The organism is Agarivorans sp. 2_MG-2023 (assembly GCF_030548085.1).
Lineage (GTDB): Bacteria > Pseudomonadota > Gammaproteobacteria > Enterobacterales > Celerinatantimonadaceae > Agarivorans.
This window is the reverse complement of sequence record NZ_JAUORQ010000003.1, coordinates 225061-243567: the sequence shown is the minus strand read 5'-3', so window position 1 is coordinate 243567 and position 18507 is coordinate 225061. Positions and strand designations below refer to the sequence as shown.

18 protein-coding genes are annotated in these 18507 nt (G+C 44.1%); 11 read left to right on the top strand and 7 right to left on the bottom strand.

From position 1 onward, the window contains the following. Window positions 1-5 precede the first annotated feature (5 nt). Window positions 6-494 (top strand): hypothetical protein, encoded by a 489-nt coding sequence (locus Q4549_RS06185; protein ID WP_303550219.1) that lies wholly within the window; start codon window positions 6-8, stop codon window positions 492-494. Continuing rightward, on the top strand, window positions 491-1186 hold the full coding sequence (locus tag Q4549_RS06180; RefSeq protein WP_303550216.1) for a hypothetical protein: 696 nt from the start codon (window positions 491-493) through the stop codon (window positions 1184-1186). Before Q4549_RS06185 ends, Q4549_RS06180 begins: the two co-directional genes overlap by 4 nt. A gap of 397 nt (window positions 1187-1583) precedes the next feature. Here the strand turns inward: Q4549_RS06180 and Q4549_RS06175 are convergent, their stop codons facing one another. Beyond that, complete coding sequence (locus tag Q4549_RS06175; protein WP_303550213.1) at window positions 1584-2717, bottom strand: hypothetical protein; 1134 nt, start codon at window positions 2715-2717, stop codon at window positions 1584-1586. Window positions 2718-3273: 556 nt separating this feature from the next. Here Q4549_RS06175 and Q4549_RS06170 point away from each other — a divergent pair. After that, the gene (locus Q4549_RS06170; RefSeq protein ID WP_303550210.1) at window positions 3274-4704 is read left to right on the top strand and encodes an ATP/GTP-binding protein; all 1431 of its coding nucleotides are present in this window, start codon (window positions 3274-3276) and stop codon (window positions 4702-4704) included. A gap of 2 nt (window positions 4705-4706) precedes the next feature. After that, window positions 4707-5441: an RloB family protein gene (locus Q4549_RS06165; protein ID WP_303550207.1), complete on the top strand. Its 735-nt coding sequence runs from the start codon at window positions 4707-4709 to the stop codon at window positions 5439-5441. A 137-nt stretch (window positions 5442-5578) separates the two neighbouring features. Here Q4549_RS06165 and Q4549_RS06160 read toward each other — a convergent pair whose 3' ends face one another. Further along, window positions 5579-6964: a PLP-dependent aminotransferase family protein gene (locus tag Q4549_RS06160; protein WP_303550204.1), complete on the bottom strand. Its 1386-nt coding sequence runs from the start codon at window positions 6962-6964 to the stop codon at window positions 5579-5581. Between the two features lie 117 nt (window positions 6965-7081). Between Q4549_RS06160 and Q4549_RS06155 the strand changes: the two genes are divergently transcribed. The 3 genes from Q4549_RS06155 to Q4549_RS06145 all read left to right on the top strand — a co-directional run bounded on the left by Q4549_RS06155 (window position 7082) and on the right by Q4549_RS06145 (window position 9389). Next, window positions 7082-7675, top strand: a complete 594-nt coding sequence (locus Q4549_RS06155) for a LysE family translocator (protein ID WP_303510636.1) — start codon at window positions 7082-7084, stop codon at window positions 7673-7675. Between the two features lie 185 nt (window positions 7676-7860). After that, window positions 7861-8544 (top strand): hypothetical protein, encoded by a 684-nt coding sequence (locus Q4549_RS06150; RefSeq protein WP_303550201.1) that lies wholly within the window; start codon window positions 7861-7863, stop codon window positions 8542-8544. A gap of 32 nt (window positions 8545-8576) precedes the next feature. Then, entirely contained in the window at window positions 8577-9389 is an 813-nt protein-coding gene (locus Q4549_RS06145; RefSeq protein WP_303550198.1) for a phosphotransferase, read from the top strand. A gap of 3 nt (window positions 9390-9392) precedes the next feature. Here the strand turns inward: Q4549_RS06145 and Q4549_RS06140 are convergent, their stop codons facing one another. After that, window positions 9393-10313 carry a LysR family transcriptional regulator gene (locus Q4549_RS06140; protein ID WP_303510644.1) on the bottom strand — a complete coding sequence of 307 codons (921 nt, stop codon included), beginning with the start codon at window positions 10311-10313 and terminating at the stop codon, window positions 9393-9395. Between the two features lie 220 nt (window positions 10314-10533). Here Q4549_RS06140 and Q4549_RS06135 point away from each other — a divergent pair, with 220 nt between their 5' ends. Both Q4549_RS06135 and Q4549_RS06130 read left to right on the top strand, forming a co-directional pair. Then, window positions 10534-12426, top strand: coding sequence for a DUF1800 family protein (locus Q4549_RS06135; protein WP_303550195.1), 1893 nt, complete (start codon window positions 10534-10536; stop codon window positions 12424-12426). A 9-nt stretch (window positions 12427-12435) separates the two neighbouring features. Continuing rightward, window positions 12436-13782 (top strand): DUF1501 domain-containing protein, encoded by a 1347-nt coding sequence (locus Q4549_RS06130; RefSeq protein ID WP_303550192.1) that lies wholly within the window; start codon window positions 12436-12438, stop codon window positions 13780-13782. A 62-nt stretch (window positions 13783-13844) separates the two neighbouring features. Here Q4549_RS06130 and Q4549_RS06125 read toward each other — a convergent pair whose 3' ends face one another. Beyond that, window positions 13845-15065: a uracil-xanthine permease family protein gene (locus Q4549_RS06125; RefSeq protein WP_137671794.1), complete on the bottom strand. Its 1221-nt coding sequence runs from the start codon at window positions 15063-15065 to the stop codon at window positions 13845-13847. A gap of 172 nt (window positions 15066-15237) precedes the next feature. Here Q4549_RS06125 and Q4549_RS06120 point away from each other — a divergent pair, with 172 nt between their 5' ends. Together Q4549_RS06120 and Q4549_RS06115 are read left to right on the top strand one after the other, a co-directional pair. Next, a complete protein-coding gene (locus tag Q4549_RS06120) occupies window positions 15238-15582 on the top strand; it encodes a DUF2956 domain-containing protein (protein WP_303550189.1) in 345 nt (114 codons plus the stop codon). Window positions 15583-15588: 6 nt separating this feature from the next. Beyond that, window positions 15589-16134 carry a GNAT family N-acetyltransferase gene (locus Q4549_RS06115; RefSeq protein WP_303510659.1) on the top strand — a complete coding sequence of 182 codons (546 nt, stop codon included), beginning with the start codon at window positions 15589-15591 and terminating at the stop codon, window positions 16132-16134. A 1-nt stretch (window position 16135) separates the two neighbouring features. Here Q4549_RS06115 and Q4549_RS06110 read toward each other — a convergent pair whose 3' ends face one another. The 3 genes from Q4549_RS06110 to Q4549_RS06100 form a co-directional block, all read right to left on the bottom strand. After that, on the bottom strand, window positions 16136-16639 hold the full coding sequence (locus Q4549_RS06110; protein ID WP_303550186.1) for a hypothetical protein: 504 nt from the start codon (window positions 16637-16639) through the stop codon (window positions 16136-16138). A gap of 29 nt (window positions 16640-16668) precedes the next feature. Beyond that, on the bottom strand, window positions 16669-17394 hold the full coding sequence (locus Q4549_RS06105) for a glycerophosphodiester phosphodiesterase family protein (RefSeq protein ID WP_303550184.1): 726 nt from the start codon (window positions 17392-17394) through the stop codon (window positions 16669-16671). Between the two features lie 82 nt (window positions 17395-17476). Then, on the bottom strand, window positions 17477-18319 hold the full coding sequence (locus Q4549_RS06100; RefSeq protein WP_303550181.1) for an ion transporter: 843 nt from the start codon (window positions 18317-18319) through the stop codon (window positions 17477-17479). Between the last annotated feature and the right edge of the window lie 188 nt (window positions 18320-18507).

The window sequence follows — 18507 nt, the reverse complement described above, 5'->3', positions numbered from 1 at the left end:
TCGCAATGCAGGCCGACGGCAATTCGACTTCGTTTCTTGACGTGATGGCGTGTGCGCTGGGCGGCATGGCGATGCTGTTCCTGATCCTGTCAGTGCTGCCGCACTCCGGCGAACCGCTAAAGGTGGAGTCACGCCAGGGCGCCGAGTCCATCATTCCCCTGAGCGCGCCGGCAAGCGACGGCAAAGCCGGCATCAAGACACCCGTGCTGGTGCGGGTCTCTCATCCGTATTGCGAGGTTATAACTGGCATCGACTATGACAATGTTGATTATGTCTCAGGCATCAGGTGGTCGGCGCTGGAAGACCCGGAGCTTGGACTTCGAGTCGGCTTGCTCAGAATCGCGCCCGCAAGCAGCGGCAAGATTGAATTTCGCAATTGCCGACAGCCGGTCGAGATATCAGCCGAGTATATTTTTCATCCGACGCTTGTCGGGACGATCGAGCGGTTTAAAGATGTCGAAGTGCACTATAGCGATGGAAGGTTAAGGCGATGATGAGATTCTTCCGGTTTGTTCGTGATCTTCCATCTCAAGGGGAGAGGGTAAGGAGATTGTACAGCGACGGTTATGTAAGCATCGCGGCCAAGACGATACCGATTCGACGCGAGGCGAGCGCGGTGCTGGGGATGTCGACGCTCGACATTATTGCCTGTGGCCTTGGCGCGGTTGCATTCATTGCGATCCTCAACATGTTGATCAAGGTACCGATCCCGCCGCCACTGTCCGAGGACTTTATTCTCGCAGAGGTGAGAAGTGATCAATCCGGCATTTTTGGCTTTGCTATCCGGCACGACAACGGCGACTGGGTATACGTAAACGAACAAAAAACTCGGCGCACATATGGCGAGGAGAACGCGGCGGCGGAGCAGGGATTGAACGCCGCGGATTATGTGTATTCCGTGGGCGTGGATAATTGTAAGAAACCGCACGAGTTGGAGGGCTGTGGGCACACTGTCGCGCATCTCCTACTGTATAAGCCGGCTATAGGGCGATGGGAAATCGAGCCGTTTTTCAGAGCGTTTCGTCAAGAAGGAGGAGTTAGCAAGGGCAAGGATTTGGATAGAGTCAGATGCTTCTACTGGACGAGAGACGCGGAGTATTCAGACTCGGGCAACAACTGTACTAACGACTTTCTGAGTGCGCCCGCAAAGCGGCCCGGGGTCTTCGCTACTGAGATAACTCACTGAGTAACTCGGTTAAGTCGGAGTTCAGCAATCTCGGCTTAGAATGGACATATAATCTTAATGCAAAACGGGAGAAACCTGTGTGAGTGGCTGTCTACTTGATCACCCTGAACGCATTTATCAGCAGCGCAACAGCTTTTCACAGTAGATAGTGAGCATCGGATAATCACTCAGCTCTAGGCGGGTTTTTCGGTCAGTTCCACGCTGCATAATAGCAGCGTCAACTGGAGAGACACCTTGATAATCTATGGTTGTGTATCTCTCATTCAGGAACTTAAAGTATCAGGTATCTGTCTGGTTGGTTCACATCTAGGGCGTAACTCGATAATGGACAGAAATGAGTTAGGAAAGCGGAGACTAACGCTTCCGATAAGCGGAGAACGGAGCGTACTTGGTTTGTTTATATGCGAAACTCAAAGTCGTGTGAATTTTTCCCTTGATGACCTAAGTGCTTTGTATAAAACTTTGTATACTGACCATCAATATCCAGCAAGACTTTGATGTTTGTATACTTTTTCTTTTTTAGCACCTTTCGATGCTTCCATCCATCTGCGCCAGAATCATCAACATAATGTGTATTATCGCGTGGTTTGAAATAGTTTATCAAACAAGCTTCTGCCGTAGAAATTGCATCAGAATTTTTGATGTTAGAATTTCTATTTGAAAAGCCAATGGTCTCATAATGTTTAAAACCTAACAGGTGCACTACATTTGACTTGTACTCATCTCTCAAATGTAACGCATTTAATTTGTTGAGTTTATTGTGAGCAGACAGTCTATTAAAATCATCTTGCTCTGTTTTGCCTATGTAAATTACTTCTTGACCGCCAACATCTACATCTAACAAATTGACAACTTGATCTACCATAAATGTAGCATTGTACGTTTCGTTGAAACCCGGTAATTCATCAAAGTTTACTTCTTTTTTCTTTTCGAGATCCCAATTGGCATCGTTTAACTCATAGCGCCTAGGGTTTTTCTGACGTGCTAATTTTGCTTTCTCGTTATCAGTTGTACATTCAATGATTGGGTCGTAAACACTAACTTCATAGGGGGTTTTATGCTCAAACTTAATTTCGGTTGAGTAGACTAACATGAGAACTTTGAATAAGGCCTTGTCAGTCAGAATTCCTCTTCTATGCAAACCTTTTGCGATTTTTACAACTGTTTTTTTTCTGTCAGACCTTGGTACATATTGACGATAAAGCAACGTGGCAAAGCACTCTTTCATTGATGAGAATGTTTCTTTAACACTTGGAATGGTATACGTTGAAATAATAAGAGGAAATTTCAATTTAATCTTATCAAATTCTTTTTTTTCTTGGTTGCCTACATGCAAGACCATAGACAAACTACCATCACGAGTAACTCTCGTTTTCTTAGTGTCAAAAAAAACCTTGTTCATCTTGGTTAGCATGTAAAGGTCCGCATTTATATAATGTTTATGCGCTGCCCTTAGCTTGGCTTCTTCCCCGAACATTTGCTCAGGAGTAAAAAAAGCCCAGGTTGGCCCTTCTAAGTTAAACGTCTTCATTTTTTGTAACCAGCAATTGTCTAATCTTTCGCACATATCCACTAATGAACCTAAAAGTTAACACCTCCAATGGTGGGGTTCAATCATATGGTTGGCTGATTCTGTGCCTTACAAGCCTGCGCGAAAGATGGATCAGTCATACGGATACATGGAAACAGCAAGAGCTGGGTGTTTAGTTAGTCTTTGTGCTGGCTTTCTTAACACGCAATGGGGCAAAGGCGAGTTACGACGCTCGCTGAAACGCCTCTGGACATTTATGAGTTAGCACTTTGAACAAGCTGATAATCAGCCAAACTGCCTATGTCCTTAGAGCAAAATTGATAACCTAAAAATCAAATACCGGGTAGATAAACGTCGTCAAATAGCCATGTGTTAATTTTAGCTATTTATTCCAACAGTACGTTTGTAAAGTAAGCGGATAAGCATCACAAGCTAGAGTCAGACTGAAACCAGTCTCAAGCCTAAATTGAAACAAAATTAAACACGTAACTTTCGACCTTAAGCTAAAATTTGCATTGTTTTTTCAATACAAATTGATAATGAATGTATACTTAAGGTGAAAATTTCACTTGAAGGCTTTATCATGCTTGTTTATTTCTCAGCTGAAAACTTTAGATCAATCAAAGAGGAAATAGCCCTCGATATGAGGACTGCCCCAAGGTTACGTAGGTACTCACACCACGTAGCAAGACCAGTATCAAAAGAAAAACAACTTTCTGTTCTTAAAGGTGGGGTTGTGTATGGTGCAAATGCTTCAGGTAAGTCTAACCTAGTAAAAGCATTAAAGTTCGTTCAAAACAGTGTACTTACCAGCCATAAAGCACAAAACGGGATCAAATCAGAACCTTTCAAGTTAACCGAAACTATTAACGAAGAGTCGAAGTTCTATATTGAATTTACATCGTTTGATGAACGCTATGGATACGGTTTTTCCTTAGATAAAGAAAACGTAACAAATGAATACTTGTACCTTCTTTCTAACAAGAAACAAGTTTGCATCTACGAAAGAACTTATGATAGCCATAGTGATTCATACGAGATTACATCACAAATCGACGAGTTCATATTTGTTGGACCGGAAGACCCAAGCGAACAAGACAAATTCAATGAAGCTCAAATTTCAGAGTTCTTACTTTTAATTAAGTACACTGCTAATAACTCTTTATTTATTAGTGAGGCAATAGATAAAAACCTAGAAAAAAAGATCCCGTTGATTCGTCACCTTGTGACACCAATGTTCTATTTCTTCAAATATAAACTTACTGTAATCTTCCCTGATACTTCATACGGAGGAATTACAAGAGACGTTCGAGAGCATAATGATGAAAAGCCAGAATATGCGGAACTATTAAATAGATTCGATACTGGTGTATCTGGCGTATCTTCTGAAGAAGTTGACCCCAATTCACTCCCAGACGCTATGGTTGAGGCAGCGGAGCAAAAATTAAAAGCTCGAAACTTCGTCCCTATGGAATATAAAGGAGTTAGGTACGGTTTTGAATACGATAAATCAGACAACTTGTTGATATCCAAAGTTGTTACGTCGAGAAAAATATCCGAATCTAAAACCGTTACATTTGATCTTGAAGAAGAATCAGATGGAACGTGCCGCCTATTAGATTTGCTACCAGCAATAAGCTCTAGGCGTAGGAACACTCCAGAGGCTGGTAAAGTCTATGTCATTGACGAATTTGATCGCAGTTTACATCCGAATATATCAAAAGATCTCATAAGCCTATTTTTCAATGGCGGTGCTACACATGACGAAGACCAGCTCATTGTAACTACACACGAATCTAACTTACTTGATAATGAACTATTGAGAAGAGATGAAATCTGGTTTGTACAAAAGGAAGATGATCAATCCTCTATTTTGTATTCACTCAACGACTATAACGAACGTTTTGATAAGGATTTAAGAAAGGCATATTTAAGTGGAACCTATGGTGCTGTTCCTTTCATCATGACCGACTACGAGCGAGATTAATAATGCCACCACCGTTAAAAAAAGAATCAGCTCGTGGAATAGGAAGCGGTAGTCAATACGCAAGAAAAGTCAAAGCTCAAAAAATAGACCCTATAATTATCCATGTTGCATATGAGGGCGAGAAAGCCGAAAAGGATTATTTTGAAGCGCTAGCAAGCTCTATTAGTAAGCGATTTAGAAATCTCGTAATCCTTTTTCCTGTGCCTAAAAGTGCCCAAGGTTCCGCACCGGATAAAGTTGTTGGGGATCTTGTTGAGCACTTGGACTCAAAGAGTATCAACTTAAAGAAAACAACTAGCCACGCAGGGTTTATCGTAATAGATACAGACCATCACTTTACTGGTACACATAATAGAGGAACGCAAGACGCACTAAAGCTCTGTAAGCAGAAAGGGATAGAAATCGCTATAACAAACCCATGCTTTGAGCTTTGGCAAATGTGTCATCTTGCAGATATAAGTGGTAAGGATGCCGAGTTCAAAGAGAAGCTATTTCAAAATAGAAAACACCCAACAAGTACGACCCAAACATTTTCCAAAGTCGAATACTCGAAACTTAGGGAGGGACTATCAAGCGAAGAACTCATTAAGCTTATCCCAACAGCTTTAGAGTATGAAAAGAAAGTAAACGACGAACTAGAAGACGAAACAAACTTATCTCCCCCTAAAGGCTTATATTCTGGCATAAGCAAAATCATAGACAAAATGGTAGAGGCTGGGTTTATTCTAAGTACCTAATTGCTCCGCTCACGCCCCATATATTTGGGGCGTTATTGTATTGGTATGAAAAAGCAATCACTCTACATGATAGCTTTATAACTCGGAACGGGTATAAACGTTTTAAGAGTCTGCAAAAACAGTTCACCTTCGGTAGCCTAAATAATCTGCTGGCTGGGTTGCGGCGCTGTTTTTAGCAACTTAGCTAAAATGGCTAAACCTTGGTCGAGTTGTTGGTTCGATTCGGCTTGTCCTAGCGAGATCCTTACCGCATTAGGGCTGGCTTGATTGTCTACCACAAAGTGTTCGGCCGAAGCCACTTCAACTCCTTGCTGTTGCGCTGCTTCTACAAACTGTGCACAACGCCAACTGGCAGGTAAACGCAGCCAGCAATGCAAGCCACCTTCTTGGTAGGTGTAATCTAAACCCGCCATATAGTGATGCAGCAATTGGGCGCGTTGGCCTACTAATCTGCGCTGTTCAAGCAGCGCCTTATCGGCTAATCCGGCTTGAATCCATTGAATGGCTACATCAACCAGCAGTGGGCTAATGTTCCATGTGCTGCCTCTAATTGCGCTGTTTATGGCAACTTGAAGGTGCTGCGGGGCGTGTAAGTAGGCAAAACGTAAACCTTTAAAAGCACCTTTGGAAAAGCTGTTTAGGTAAATCACTTGCTCTGGTGCCAGTTCTACAAAAGCTTTAGGGCGTTGGTCGGGCAGTAAACCACATACATCGTCTTCAATAATAATCACTTGGTGTTGTTGGCAAATATCAATAATTTGCTGGCGGCGTTGCTGCGACATAATGGCTGTGGTGGGGTTTTGCAGCGTAGGGGTGAGGTACAAGGCTTTAGGGTGGTATTTTTCAATGTGATTAAGCAGGCTGTTGGGGCAAATGCCGTCATCATCTAAGGTTACACCTTTTAGCTCTATTTTTAGCTGTTTAGCTAAGGTAATTAAGCCGGGGTAACACAAGGCCTCACACAGTAACCGTTCGCCTACTAACTCCATGGCGATTAAACATAGATTTAAACCGTGTTGAGCGCCGTAGCTAAAAAACAGTTGCTCAGGCTTAAAGTGGCCGCCTTGCTGGTTTAGCCATTGGCAAACCGCTTCTCGTTGGCTGGGCAAGTTTTGGCTGTGGTCGTTATCTAACAGCGTATCGAGCTGATCGCCCGCGAGGCTGTAGCTTTGCAGTAAGGGTGTTAAGTGTTGGGCGCGTGATTGAGTAAACGCGGTGTTTTGCCATAACTCAATATGTTGGCTATTGCCCTTTAAGCTTCCCCATTGTTGTTGATAATTGGTGGGACTTTTTACGTAACTGCCGCTACCGGTTTTTGATTCAATTAAACCCTGTTGCTCTGCCTGAGCATAGGCTCGGCTAATAGTGCCTACGGTGACCGCTAAGTGCTCGGCGAGATGCCGCTGTGGCGGAAGTTTATCGCCAGCCTGTAGGTGTTGCTGCTCAACCTGTGTTCTGATTTGCTCCACAATTTGAGCGGCTTTGTTGCCTTTGATTTCTAATTCTTGCCAAATTGTCATCATGACAATAAACCTTTTGATCTCTTCTACACAGTATATTAGCGTGAATATTGTGAGTTGTAGACGGTTTTTTACGTTTTTTGCTATTTTGTATCGATACAATTTTTTGGAGGAGTAGATATGGATATTGCGTTGTTTTCATCAATGATTTTGTTTGGGGTAGTAATGGCTGGTACTCCTGGGCCTAACAACATGCTGCTAACTTTTTCTGGTGCCAACTTTGGTTATAAGCGTTCGGTGCCTCAGATGGCGGGGATCCCAACAGGAATTGCCACCATGATATTGCTGATGGGATTAGGCTTAAGTTGGGTTTTTCAGCAATACCCCAGCGTACATTTAGCTTTAAAAATCTTGGGCAGCGCCTATTTGCTTTATCTTGCCTTACGTATTTTGCGTCAAAGCAAACTGGCCAAACAAGAAATGGCTAAACCGCTGAGCTTTTTCGAATCATTGGGCTTTCAGTATTTAAATCCTAAAGCGTGGATGATGACATCTTCTGCAGTCGCCAGCTTTGCAATTCCGGGCGAGGCTTATTGGGAATCAATTTGGGCCTTAGTATTAACTTTCTTTTTAGTTAATCCGGTTACGGGCTCAATATGGGTGAGTTTTGGTAAGTTCATCTCTCGCTGGTTAAGCGCGCCTATTGCTAGGCAGCGATTTAACTTCACTATGTCTTTTCTTACCGCTGGCTGCGTAGTGCTGTTGTGGGTGTAGCTCTCACACTAACTAATTAGCTCAGCCTTAGTGTCTATTGGCGTAAATTCACTAAGGCTAAGTTTCCAACTTAAGTCCTGTCTTATTGATCTTCCTTAATAATAATTATGTAAATAGTTGATAGAGTTTTTACTTTAGCTGGCCTATGGCTAAGCAAAACAATTATTTACTACAAGGATTGTGTAATGAGAAAGATACTGGGATTGTTATTATTTGTTGTTATGGGGTCGGCAAATGCTGGGGTGTTGCACTATGACGAAGCGTTAGATGGTCATTTTAATAGGCAGCAGTTAAGCACTTTACAGCTAGGACAAGGCATAAATGTAGTTACGGGGACATTTGCTACTTCAGCGATAACTAAGTTGGATGCTGAATACGATGCTTACTTGGAGTTTATTGGTTATGGGCGTTTACGTCCCGAAGGCTTTGATTATTCTTCACTGGCTTATGACGATGGCGATATCTTCGATGTACTATTCGAGCTTGAAAGTAATTACAAAATCAGCAGTATAAACTTTAGTATTTTGGGCCAAGAAGCCTTAGTCGAAGGAGGTCATAATTCTCTAGTTGTTCAATACACTTTTGATGATCTTAACAGCGAAATATATGGACCTAGGGATCGTACGCACTCAGGTCTAGATTTAGGCGCATCTGACCAACGTTTGTTTCGTTTTCAAGCAACGGGCAGGTCGGCTGATATTTTTCCTGGCTGGGAGGAATATGTTGGACAAGAACGACTAAGTTACCAGCTATCTTTAAACGTAGTAAAGGTTACAGAGCCGGTGAGTGCTGCACTGTTTGGTTTATGTATGTTGGGGATTGCGTCAAAGCGTAAAAAATTCACCGTTACTTCTTTAATAAAAGCCTAGTGTTTGGTGAACAGTTTTATTGAAGATTTAATGTGATTAGAGGCAGATTGATCAACTTAAGTACATTGAGCCGAATTGCCACAGGGAATACGGCCGAGGTATTTGCCTTTGAAGATAGCAAGGTGCTGAAAGTGTATTTTTCGGGGTATCCGGAAGATGAAGCCGAGAATGAGGCGGCGAAAGCTCTGTTTGCTTATCAGCAAGGCCTGACTACGCCAAAGGTGATTGATGTACTGGAGGTGGAATCTCGCCCAGCGCTGATATTTGAAAGGTGTTTAGGGCCAAGCTTAGATAGCTACTTGCTCAAGCACCCTAATGACATTGTGCCTATGGGTGAGCTATTTGCTGGTTTGCATGCTGATATTCATCGCTGTCAGGCTCAGCCTTTGGACACCACAGCACAGCGTTTGGCTTTAAAGATTCAGCGCTCTAATATCGCAGAGCCTCTCAAGCTAAAGGCGATTAACCAGCTTAACCTGCAAGCCTTGGATAGCCGCTTATGTCATGGCGATTTTCATCCTGCCAATGTACTGTTGTCGAGCAATGGACCGGTGACTATTGATTGGGTAGACGCGACTCAGGGGCAGCCAATTAGCGACGTAGCGCGAACTGTGTTGTTGATTTCCACTAGCCAAATAGCCGGCAGCCAAGTTGAGCAGCAAGCCTACCAATTGAAGAAACAACAATTTTTAGCCGCTTACCAGCAGCACTATCATCAATTGTGTTCCACCAATAACCATCAACTCAGCACTTGGACGCCAATAGTGGCTGCAGAAAGGCTGTCTGAAAAGTTACCTGATGCCAGTGCAACACAAACTTTAGAGATTGCCCAACAACTTGTTTAGGGTTTATTGCGGTGAGTTAGCCGATGAAAAACAGCTTTTTACTACTTTTTCTAACCACAAATATTTAGCGCTACGATGCTGGTTGTTACTGAAGTTCAGCGAAATATCTAGGTTTAAGCGCTGCTCAGGATCTTCAAAGTGAATAAAGGCATAGTCATCTTTAGCTAGGCCTTCCATAGTGGTGTGCGGCGCTACACATACTGCATTGGTTTGTGAGGTATATTTCAAAATATTACTTAATTGCTGGCTTCGGAATTTGGGCTGCAGTTTTACACCCTCAGTAAACAACTGCTGGATTTGCATAAACTGGTTGTTGTATCCGGGTAAAATCATCCCTGCTAATGGATAATCAAGTAACTGGTTTAGCTTAATGGTGCTACCTGCCAGTTGGTGGCTGGCATTACATATTCCGCCAACAATGGCTTTGGCAACCGGGATCTGGCGCAGCTCTTTTGAGACTTCAATGGGGTAAAAGCTAATTCCCGCATCTAACTCTTGGTTGATCAGTTGGCTTTCTGTGGCCGGGCTGTAGCTATATAACTCAAATTCAATGTTAGGCGCATCTTGCATGATCGCCAGAGCAATTTTAAGCCCATGGCTTTCAGACAAATAGCTATTTATCGCTAAACGAAAGCGTCCGGTGAGTGTCGCAGGGTTAAACTCATCGCCTTGTAAAGTAGCCTCTAACAAACCCAATATCTTAGGGAGCTGCTGTTCTAGTTCAACGGCTTTATCGGTGAGTTTTAAGCCTCGCGCTTGGCGCACAAATAAGGGGTCGTCAAAACTACCGCGTATTTTTGCTAGTGCTCGGCTAACTGCTGCTTGGCTTACACCTAAGCGTTCAGCGGCTTTACGGGTGTTTTTTTCTTGTAGTAATACCAACAAGGTCTTCAAAAGGTTTAAATCGAAGTCGGCGAGATTCATGGCTTTCCTTAACGAAGAGTGTGCGCCTCAATACCTAAATGTACCGCATTTTGTTAGCGTGTTGTTAACTTGTCCTCTGAGCACATTTATTAAGAGGCAAATCTGCTAGTGTAAAGCTTGGCTAACAGGGGCAAGGAAACCACATGTTAGCAAGTTGTTGATTTGTATGAGTCAAATCAAGAGAATCTACTTTTTTGTCAATTAGAACATGGACGTATTAATGCGAAATCTAGTTACTATCGCTTTATTTCTGTCGCTGTTTGCTTGTGGTGGAGGTGGGGGAGATGAGTCAAGCCCAAGCCAACCGCAAAATCCCAGTGTTGAAGTAGAGCTAAGCCAAACCGCACGTAAAGGCCAACCAGTTACTTTGCGCGCTAAAGCTTCTGGCGTAGGTACCATTAACAAAATTGAATGGCGCCAAGTTGCTGGGCCTATCATTAGTTTTGAGCAAACCGACAGCTTAGAGTTACCTATTACACCTGCCAGCAACGCCGAGTTAGCGGCCGATAGTTACACTTTTGAAGTTGCTATTACTAACGACCAACAACAGGTGACTCGCCAGCAATTAAGCTTTGAAGTGAAACGGGCGATGAGCTCGGCACAAGCCGCACGTTTGCTACATCAAGCCACGCTTGGGCCAAAAGGTAGCGAAATAACTCACGCTACAGGAGTTAGTGAGGAAGAATGGTTAAGCGAGCAAATGCAGCTGCCAATCACCGAGCATTTACCCTTAGTTCAAAACTATCCCGATAGAGACGAACCAAACCAAATCAATCGCATTGACGCATGGTGGAAAGCATCGCTGAATGCCCCGGACCAATTGCGCCAGCGAGTGGCATTTGCCTTGAGCGAAATTTTAGTGGTGTCTGACAGTAACAATGCCTTGCGCGGCGAGCCTGAGGGCATGGCGCAGTACCAAGACATATTGTTAAAACATGCTTTTGGTAATTACCGAGAACTACTGGAAGAAGTAACGCTATCGCCAGTAATGGGGACGTATTTAAGCCATTTGGGGAATGAGAAAGCCGATGAAGCTTTAAACATTCGTCCAGATGAAAACTATGCCCGTGAAGTGATGCAGTTGTTCACCATTGGTTTAGCTGAGTTGAACCAAGATGGTAGCCCTAAACTTGACGGTGAAGGCAACACCATTGCCACTTACGGCCAAGATCAAATTGAAGGTTTTGCCAGAGTATTTACTGGCTGGACCTTTGGCGCGAGTGCCCGCTGGAAGCGACCAAGCCGTAACTTCACCATTCCCATGGAAGCCTATTCTGATTACCACTCAGAAAAAGAAAAGGTCTTGTTAAATGGAGAAGTATTGGCTGGTGGTCAATCCGCTGAGGATGATCTTAGCGCGGCATTAGACAATTTGTTTAACCACGCTAATGTTGGTCCATTTATTGGTAAGCAATTAATCCAACGTTTGGTCACTTCTAACCCAACGCCACAATACGTAGAGCGTATTGCCAATGTTTTTGACGACAACGGCAGTGGTGTGCGAGGCGATTTAGGAGCCGTTGTTAGCGCGATATTATTGGATGAAGAAGCAAGGCAAACCTCTGGAGTATTAAACTATTACGGCAAAGTGCGTGAGCCTTTGTTACGTACTGTACAGTTTTGGCGTGAGCTAGATGCCAACAGCCCTGCCAATTTGTACTTTACTTGGTCGTTAAACGACAGTCATGGTCAAACACCTCTTGGTTCTCCTTCGGTATTTAATTTCTTTAGACCTGATTATCAGCCTGCTGATTTGTTGGAATTAGGAATAGTGGCACCAGAGTTACAAATTGCTAACGATGCCGCGTTAATTGGCCAGTTTAATAACCAATACAGCAACTTCTTATGGAATATTAAAGAGGTGATTACTGAGCCAAGTGATAAACGCATTTTGCTTAGTATGCAAAATCATGCAGATATACTGGAACTACAAGGTTTAGAAGCCTTACTCGACTATTACGATACCCTGTTTTATAGCGGTAGTATGAGTACGGCACAGCGACATACCTTGCGTGAAGTACAAGATATTTATGCTGATTGGGGTTTATACCACCAAGTGGCACTTTTGTTATTTACCGTGTCGGTTTCACCCGACTACGTCATTCAGCTATAGGAGCCTGAGATGAATTATAAAAACAGGCGAGAGTTTCTGTCGCTGTGCCTAAAAGGCGGCGTATCAATGGCTGCGCTTACCAGCATGCAGCTAAAAGCAATGACGAGCTTGGCAACACCAGCCGCTAGCGCTGGCGACTTTAAAGCGTTGGTGTGTATTTTTCTCAAAGGAGGTAATGACTCCTTTAATATGCTGATCCCTCAAAGTGGTGATCCGCTCGATGCCTATTTAAATAGTCGCCAAAACTTAGCGGTAAGTGACGCTATTGCGATTAACCCGACTACCGCGGTAGACGGTGGAATAGGCCTTAACCCCGCGCTTTCGCCAATAGCGCCGCTATTTAATGCGCAAAACTTGGCGGTGGTTTCTGGGGTGGGTAGCTTAGTGGCCCCGATCACCTTGGATCAATACAAAGCAAAAAGTGCGGCTATTCCTAATAACTTGTTCTCACATAATGACCAGCAATCAACGTGGATGCAGGGGCGCGAGAAAGAAAGTATTAACTATGGCTGGGGCGGACGTGTTTTAGAGATGCTTAATCAAAATAATAATTTTGGTTCTAACATCTCGTTGTCGGGTAATAACCTGTGGCAAACCGGCCCTAACGCGATTCCTTTTGCTATGAATAAATCAGGTATTACACGCGTTAATGCCTACAACAGTAGCTCTCAGCGTACCCAAGCGCTGCGCCAGCAACTTGAGCAAATGTTTAGCCAAGCAAGCCATCCTTTAGCCAAAAGCTACAGTGACAAATTGGATACCTCAATTGGCAATACCGAGCAGCTCAATACTGCGTTAGAAAGTGCCTCAGAATTTACTGATGTATTCAGCGACAGCAATCTCTCTAAGCAACTATTAGCGGTAGCTAAGACCTTGTCGGTGCAATCGCAGTTTGGCGTAGGCCGACAAGTATTCTTTGTTGGCATGGGCGGCTTTGATACTCACGACGACCAAAATGTGAATCACCCGAACTTATTAATGCAGCTTTCACAAGCCATGGCTGAGTTTGATGGCGCTATGAGTACCTTAGGTTTATCAAACCAAGTGACAACCTTTACCATGTCGGACTTTGGCCGAACCTTGAGTTCAAATGGTGATGGTACTGACCATGGCTGGGCAGGTAACCAATTGGTGATGGGTGGCGCAGTCAACGGCGGCGAAATCTACGGTTCGGTTATCGAGCAGGCTTTAGACAGTGCTTACGATGTAGGTGGTGGCAGAATGATCCCACAAGTGGCCAACGAGCAATATTTTGCCAGTTTGGCTCGCTGGTTTGGTTTGAGTGATAGTGAAGTATTGGACTTGTTCCCAAGCTTAAGTAACTTTAATCAAACTCATCTCTCGATGTTTAGCTAATACCTTACATCAGTAATAAAAAAGGCCAGCAAGTTGCTGGCCTTTTTAGTACTGAATAAAGTCTATTTAGCTTTAGCCGCTTTATCTTCGTGAGGCAATACCAAGTTAAGAATAATGGCTACAATGCCACACAGGCCAACACCTTTAAGAGTGAACTCACCAAGGCCAACAGCCATACCACCAATACCAAATACCAAGGTAACTGACACAATTACAAGGTTACGTGGAATAGACAAATCGACTTGCTTGTTAATCAGGGTATTTAAGCCAATTGCTGCAATCGCACCAAATAGCAGACACATAATGCCGCCCATTACTGGCACCGGAATAGACAATAACAAGGCACCTGTTTTGCCGATAAATGCTAAACCAATGGCAAATACTGCTGCCCAAGTCATGATGATAGGGTTGTAGGTTTTAAGCAGGCTTACCGCGCCGGTTACTTCGCCGTAACTTACTACCGGTGGCGCACCAAAGCTGGCGGCTGTCATGGTGGCTAAACCGTCGCCTAACAATGAGCGGTGAATCCCTGGGTTTTCCACAAAGTTTTTGCCTGTCACATTAGAAATAGCCAGAATGTCGCCAAAGTGTTCTATGGTGACAATTAAGCCGATAGGCGCGATAAACAAAATGGCCTGCCAGTTGAATTCAGGCGTAACAAATTCTGGTATCGCAAACCATGCGGCACTAGCTACGGCACTAAAATCAACTAAACCAAAGAACAAACTCAATACATAACCCACAGCTACACCACTGATAATAGGCATTAATTTGAGCATGCCTTTAGCAAAGATAGACACCACAATGGTGGTAAACAACGATGCTAAAGAAATCAGTAAGGCGATGTCTTGCTCTACTAAAACTGCCGAGCCATCGCCAGTTTTACCTAAGGCCATATTTACAGCAACCGGGGCTAAGCCTAAACCAATGACCATAATCACTGGGCCAACCACTACCGGCGGTAAAAAGCGCTCAATAACCTTAACACCGCGTACTTTTACAATGGCACTAATAATAATGAACATAAGGCCTGCAGCCATTAGGCCGCTTAAAGTTGCGGGTAAACCAAACTGCTGAATACCTAAAATAATTGGTCCGATAAAGGCGAATGAGCTGCCCAGAAAAATAGGAATTTGGCGACGCGTACAAAACTGAAAGATTAGCGTACCGATACCTGCACCCAATAAGGCGAGGTTAGGGCTAATGCCTGTTAGTAGTGGTACCAAGGTAGTAGCACCAAATGCAACCAGTAGCATTTGCGCACCAAGTAGTGGGGTGTTCATCCGTTTTGTCTCCCTGAACAAAAAAATTCATCTAGTGTAAGCCGAAGGGCGTGATAAAAAAATGATCAAGGTGCTTAGTCTAGAAAAAAGTCTTTGTTTTATTATAGTTGCGCGATCTTTTAGACTTATGTAGCGGTTTGGTTCAAAGTAATCGAAAACCTTAGGAGGTAATGTGGCTAAAGCAAACAAGAATAAAGTCTCTGATGAAGTGGTAGCAACGGCAGACGCCTTAACCAAGGCGAACCAACGCCCTGGCCAAACTAAAGAGCAAAACAAATTAATCTCGGCGGGTATTCAAAAAGGCATTGAGCAGTATAAAAAGCAACACAAAGCCAAAATGCGCGAAGCCGACAAACAGCGTAAAAAGCAATCTAGTAAAAATGCGGAGCAAGGCGCTGGTGCTGATCAGTTAGCCGTAGCTAAAGATAATACTAAGCCATCTTTGTTGCCTTGGGTGTTACTGGGCTTGTCATGGTTAGGTTTTGCTGCCTATGTTTATAGTTATTTGCCAAGCTAGGAGAGCATGATGCGTGGCCAGCAAATACTGATTAGACCTTACCTACCAGAAGATGCCATTGCTCATGCCGAGGCCGTGCGTGAAACCGCTGCTGGCGGGTACCGCTGGTTAGATTGGATGGAAGAGGATTACCCTGAAGAAGAGAGTCGATCTTGGCTAGCACTAAGCCAAGCGGCGATAGCTAAAAACATTGCTTTTGATATGGGGATTTTTGCCAATCAAGGTGGACAGTTTTTAGGTGCTATTGCTATTAACCGTATTGAGTGGAATTACCGCGCAGCTAATTTGGGCTATTGGGTAAGAGACAGTGCCAGTGGCAAAGGTATTGCTACCGAAGCGGTGCGTTTAATGGCCGATTACGCCTTTAATGGCTTGCAGCTTAATCGCTTAGAGTTAGTGATTGCCGAGCAAAACTTTGCTAGCCGCCGGGTGGCTGAAAAAGCCGGGGCACATTACGAAAGCTTAGCCCGGTCACGAGTTATTGATTTTGGCCAACCCTGTCACGCAGCGATTTATTCATTGATCGCCGATGACTTGGCCGCACCGCAATAAGCTAAGTGTCGATACTTTTTAAGGTGCTGCTACTGCGGCTGCGTTGGTTAATAAACTTCAGCATCGATTTGCCCAATAGCCACGGTAAATCTTGGTTCACCGCTTGGTAACCTAAGTGGCTAGCAACATGGTTGGTAAATTGGCTCCAACCTACATTGGCTAAGCGCCAGGCAACGCTTTTTTGCTGCGAAGCATCAATAAACAAATGCACAATGGCGCGAAACCGAGGGGACTCTAAACTGTCGAGCCAAGTCAGCCGCAAACTCTCGCGTGAGCTTAAATCCAAATGCTGGATAAAGTTTTGAGTTAAACGGCTATTTACCGCAGAGGTAATAGATTGCAGGGTAGGGAAGCACTCATTGAGTTCTGCTTGGCTAATGTCACACTGCCTAGCAATATTGCCCATTTCTATTTGTTGCCAATCGCCTTGGAGCAAAAATGCCAATACCTGATCAAGGATCCGTTCCTTAAGTTGTTGCTGTGGCGACAAGCTGACTGGGGACATGATTCGCTTCCTGCGAAAGAGCCCAAGTGTTAGCTTGTGCTCATGGGCTTGTTAAATCGCTCAGGAAAGTCACTGATAACCATATCTAGCCATGGTAACAATGCGGTGATTTCGGTGGGCTCATTTACAGTGTATGTAGACAAACGATAACCCGCCAGTTTGATTTGTTTGGCCTGGGCAACGCTCAAGGTTTTATAGTCGCAATGGCAGGCTAGCGCATTAATGTCTTGAAGTTGTTGCTGCCAATTCTCGGGGATTTCTTCATAGAGCTGGGCTAAGTCAAATTGGCTAGCGTGGCGGTGCATAAACAGTAACAATTGGTGATCGAAGCTAGAAATAAGCAAACGGTCGAGTGGGAAATCACAATGGGCTATTTCGGCGACTACAGCCTCAACCAATTGTTGGCGCGGTTGGTTGTGATACTTCATCTCTAAGTTGAGCTTTAAGCCCAGCTTTTTGGCATGGATGAGGTACTGGCGTAAGCTTGGTAGGGCTTGGCCGGTAAACGATGGAGAAAACCAAGCGCCAGCGTCTAGCGAATGTAATTGCGCTAAGGTGTATTCGGTGGCTTTGCCGCTGCCATTGGTGCAACGTTCTAAATGCTCGTCGTGAAATACGATGGGCTGGTGGTCTTTGGTTAAAAAGGTATCAAACTCGACCCATTCTAGGCCTAACTCTACGGCGCGGTCTAAGCCCGCTAGGGTGTTTTCCGGGGAGCTGCCTGCTACGCCACGGTGTCCTGCAATAACTGCCATGCTAATTCCTCTTTGGTTCTCAGGCGCATGCCATCAATCATTTTAGTGTAGCTGGGTAATGTAAGCAGGCAGTTATACATTTTTATGACACATTTAACAAATCGGCTCCACAATGTTTACAGTAATCAGCGTCGTGGTCGTGACCAGCGCGTTCACAGTGCACACAACGGTGTTCACTTTGCTCACGGCGCATCTCATTAACCAGCTCTGCACCTACAATGCCGGTAGGCACGGTAATAATCGAAAAACCGGTAATCATGACCAAGGCTGCCAGTGCTTGGCCTAGAGGTGTGGCAGGAGAAATATCGCCATAACCTACCGTGGTTATGGTGACAATGGCCCAATAAATACTGCGAGGAATGCTAGTGAAGCCATTTTCTGGTCCTTCAATGGCATACATCAAGGCACCATAAATAGTGGTGGTTAAACAAATACAAAATAAGAATACTAAAATCTTACGACGAGCCAGCATCAGTGCTCGCAATAGCACGTTGGCTTCACTCATATATCGCACTAGTTTTAATACGCGAAGTATCCGTAGGATCCGCAATAAGCGGAATAGCAGCATTACCTGCGCAGCTGGGTAGAGCAGGGCTAAATAAGTGGGCAAAATTGCCAGTAAATCGACCACACCATAAAAACTCTTGGCATACTCTTTAGGTTGCGGCGAGCAGTATAAACGGGCGATATACTCGAGGGTGAAAAATACCGTAAATACCACTTCAATGGCGATAAACCAGGTGTGGTAGAGCTGTTCAAACTCACTCACTGAATCGAGAATTACCACGATGACACTGCTGATAATGGCGCTTACTAACAGTAAATCAAAGCGCTTTCCGGCTGGGGTATTGTAGCCAAAAATTATATCGTAAAGCCGTTTTTGCATAGGGCTTTGGGTAGTGGGTTCACTAGACACAGAGTTCATCCTTGAAGGTTTTAATAGGCTAAGTATATCGATAATTGTTTGAATTTGAAGTGAGTCGCTAAACACCCGCTAAATATCAATCCTGTCTATTTAGTCGAATGCTTGTGGCTAATATTTGTGTTTTTTGTTCCATTTTTATATTGATACAGTAGCTCATCTAAAATTATGGCATCGAGTGAGACATAACT

What these genes read in the sequence shown, in the direction of transcription:
- Q4549_RS06185 (WP_303550219.1), top strand. Translation starts at nt 6, where the DNA reads ATGCAGGCCGACGGCAATTCGACTTCGTTTCTTGACGTGATGGCGTGT.
- Q4549_RS06180 (WP_303550216.1), top strand. Translation starts at nt 491, where the DNA reads ATGATGAGATTCTTCCGGTTTGTTCGTGATCTTCCATCTCAAGGGGAG.
- Q4549_RS06175 (WP_303550213.1), bottom strand. Translation starts at nt 2,717, where the DNA reads ATGAAGACGTTTAACTTAGAAGGGCCAACCTGGGCTTTTTTTACTCCT.
- Q4549_RS06165 (WP_303550207.1), top strand. Translation starts at nt 4,707, where the DNA reads ATGCCACCACCGTTAAAAAAAGAATCAGCTCGTGGAATAGGAAGCGGT.
- Q4549_RS06160 (WP_303550204.1), bottom strand. Translation starts at nt 6,964, where the DNA reads ATGATGACAATTTGGCAAGAATTAGAAATCAAAGGCAACAAAGCCGCT.
- Q4549_RS06155 (WP_303510636.1), top strand. Translation starts at nt 7,082, where the DNA reads ATGGATATTGCGTTGTTTTCATCAATGATTTTGTTTGGGGTAGTAATG.
- Q4549_RS06150 (WP_303550201.1), top strand. Translation starts at nt 7,861, where the DNA reads ATGAGAAAGATACTGGGATTGTTATTATTTGTTGTTATGGGGTCGGCA.
- Q4549_RS06140 (WP_303510644.1), bottom strand. Translation starts at nt 10,313, where the DNA reads ATGAATCTCGCCGACTTCGATTTAAACCTTTTGAAGACCTTGTTGGTA.
- Q4549_RS06135 (WP_303550195.1), top strand. Translation starts at nt 10,534, where the DNA reads ATGCGAAATCTAGTTACTATCGCTTTATTTCTGTCGCTGTTTGCTTGT.
- Q4549_RS06130 (WP_303550192.1), top strand. Translation starts at nt 12,436, where the DNA reads ATGAATTATAAAAACAGGCGAGAGTTTCTGTCGCTGTGCCTAAAAGGC.
- Q4549_RS06125 (WP_137671794.1), bottom strand. Translation starts at nt 15,065, where the DNA reads ATGAACACCCCACTACTTGGTGCGCAAATGCTACTGGTTGCATTTGGT.
- Q4549_RS06115 (WP_303510659.1), top strand. Translation starts at nt 15,589, where the DNA reads ATGATGCGTGGCCAGCAAATACTGATTAGACCTTACCTACCAGAAGAT.
- Q4549_RS06110 (WP_303550186.1), bottom strand. Translation starts at nt 16,639, where the DNA reads ATGTCCCCAGTCAGCTTGTCGCCACAGCAACAACTTAAGGAACGGATC.
- Q4549_RS06105 (WP_303550184.1), bottom strand. Translation starts at nt 17,394, where the DNA reads ATGGCAGTTATTGCAGGACACCGTGGCGTAGCAGGCAGCTCCCCGGAA.
- Q4549_RS06100 (WP_303550181.1), bottom strand. Translation starts at nt 18,319, where the DNA reads ATGAACTCTGTGTCTAGTGAACCCACTACCCAAAGCCCTATGCAAAAA.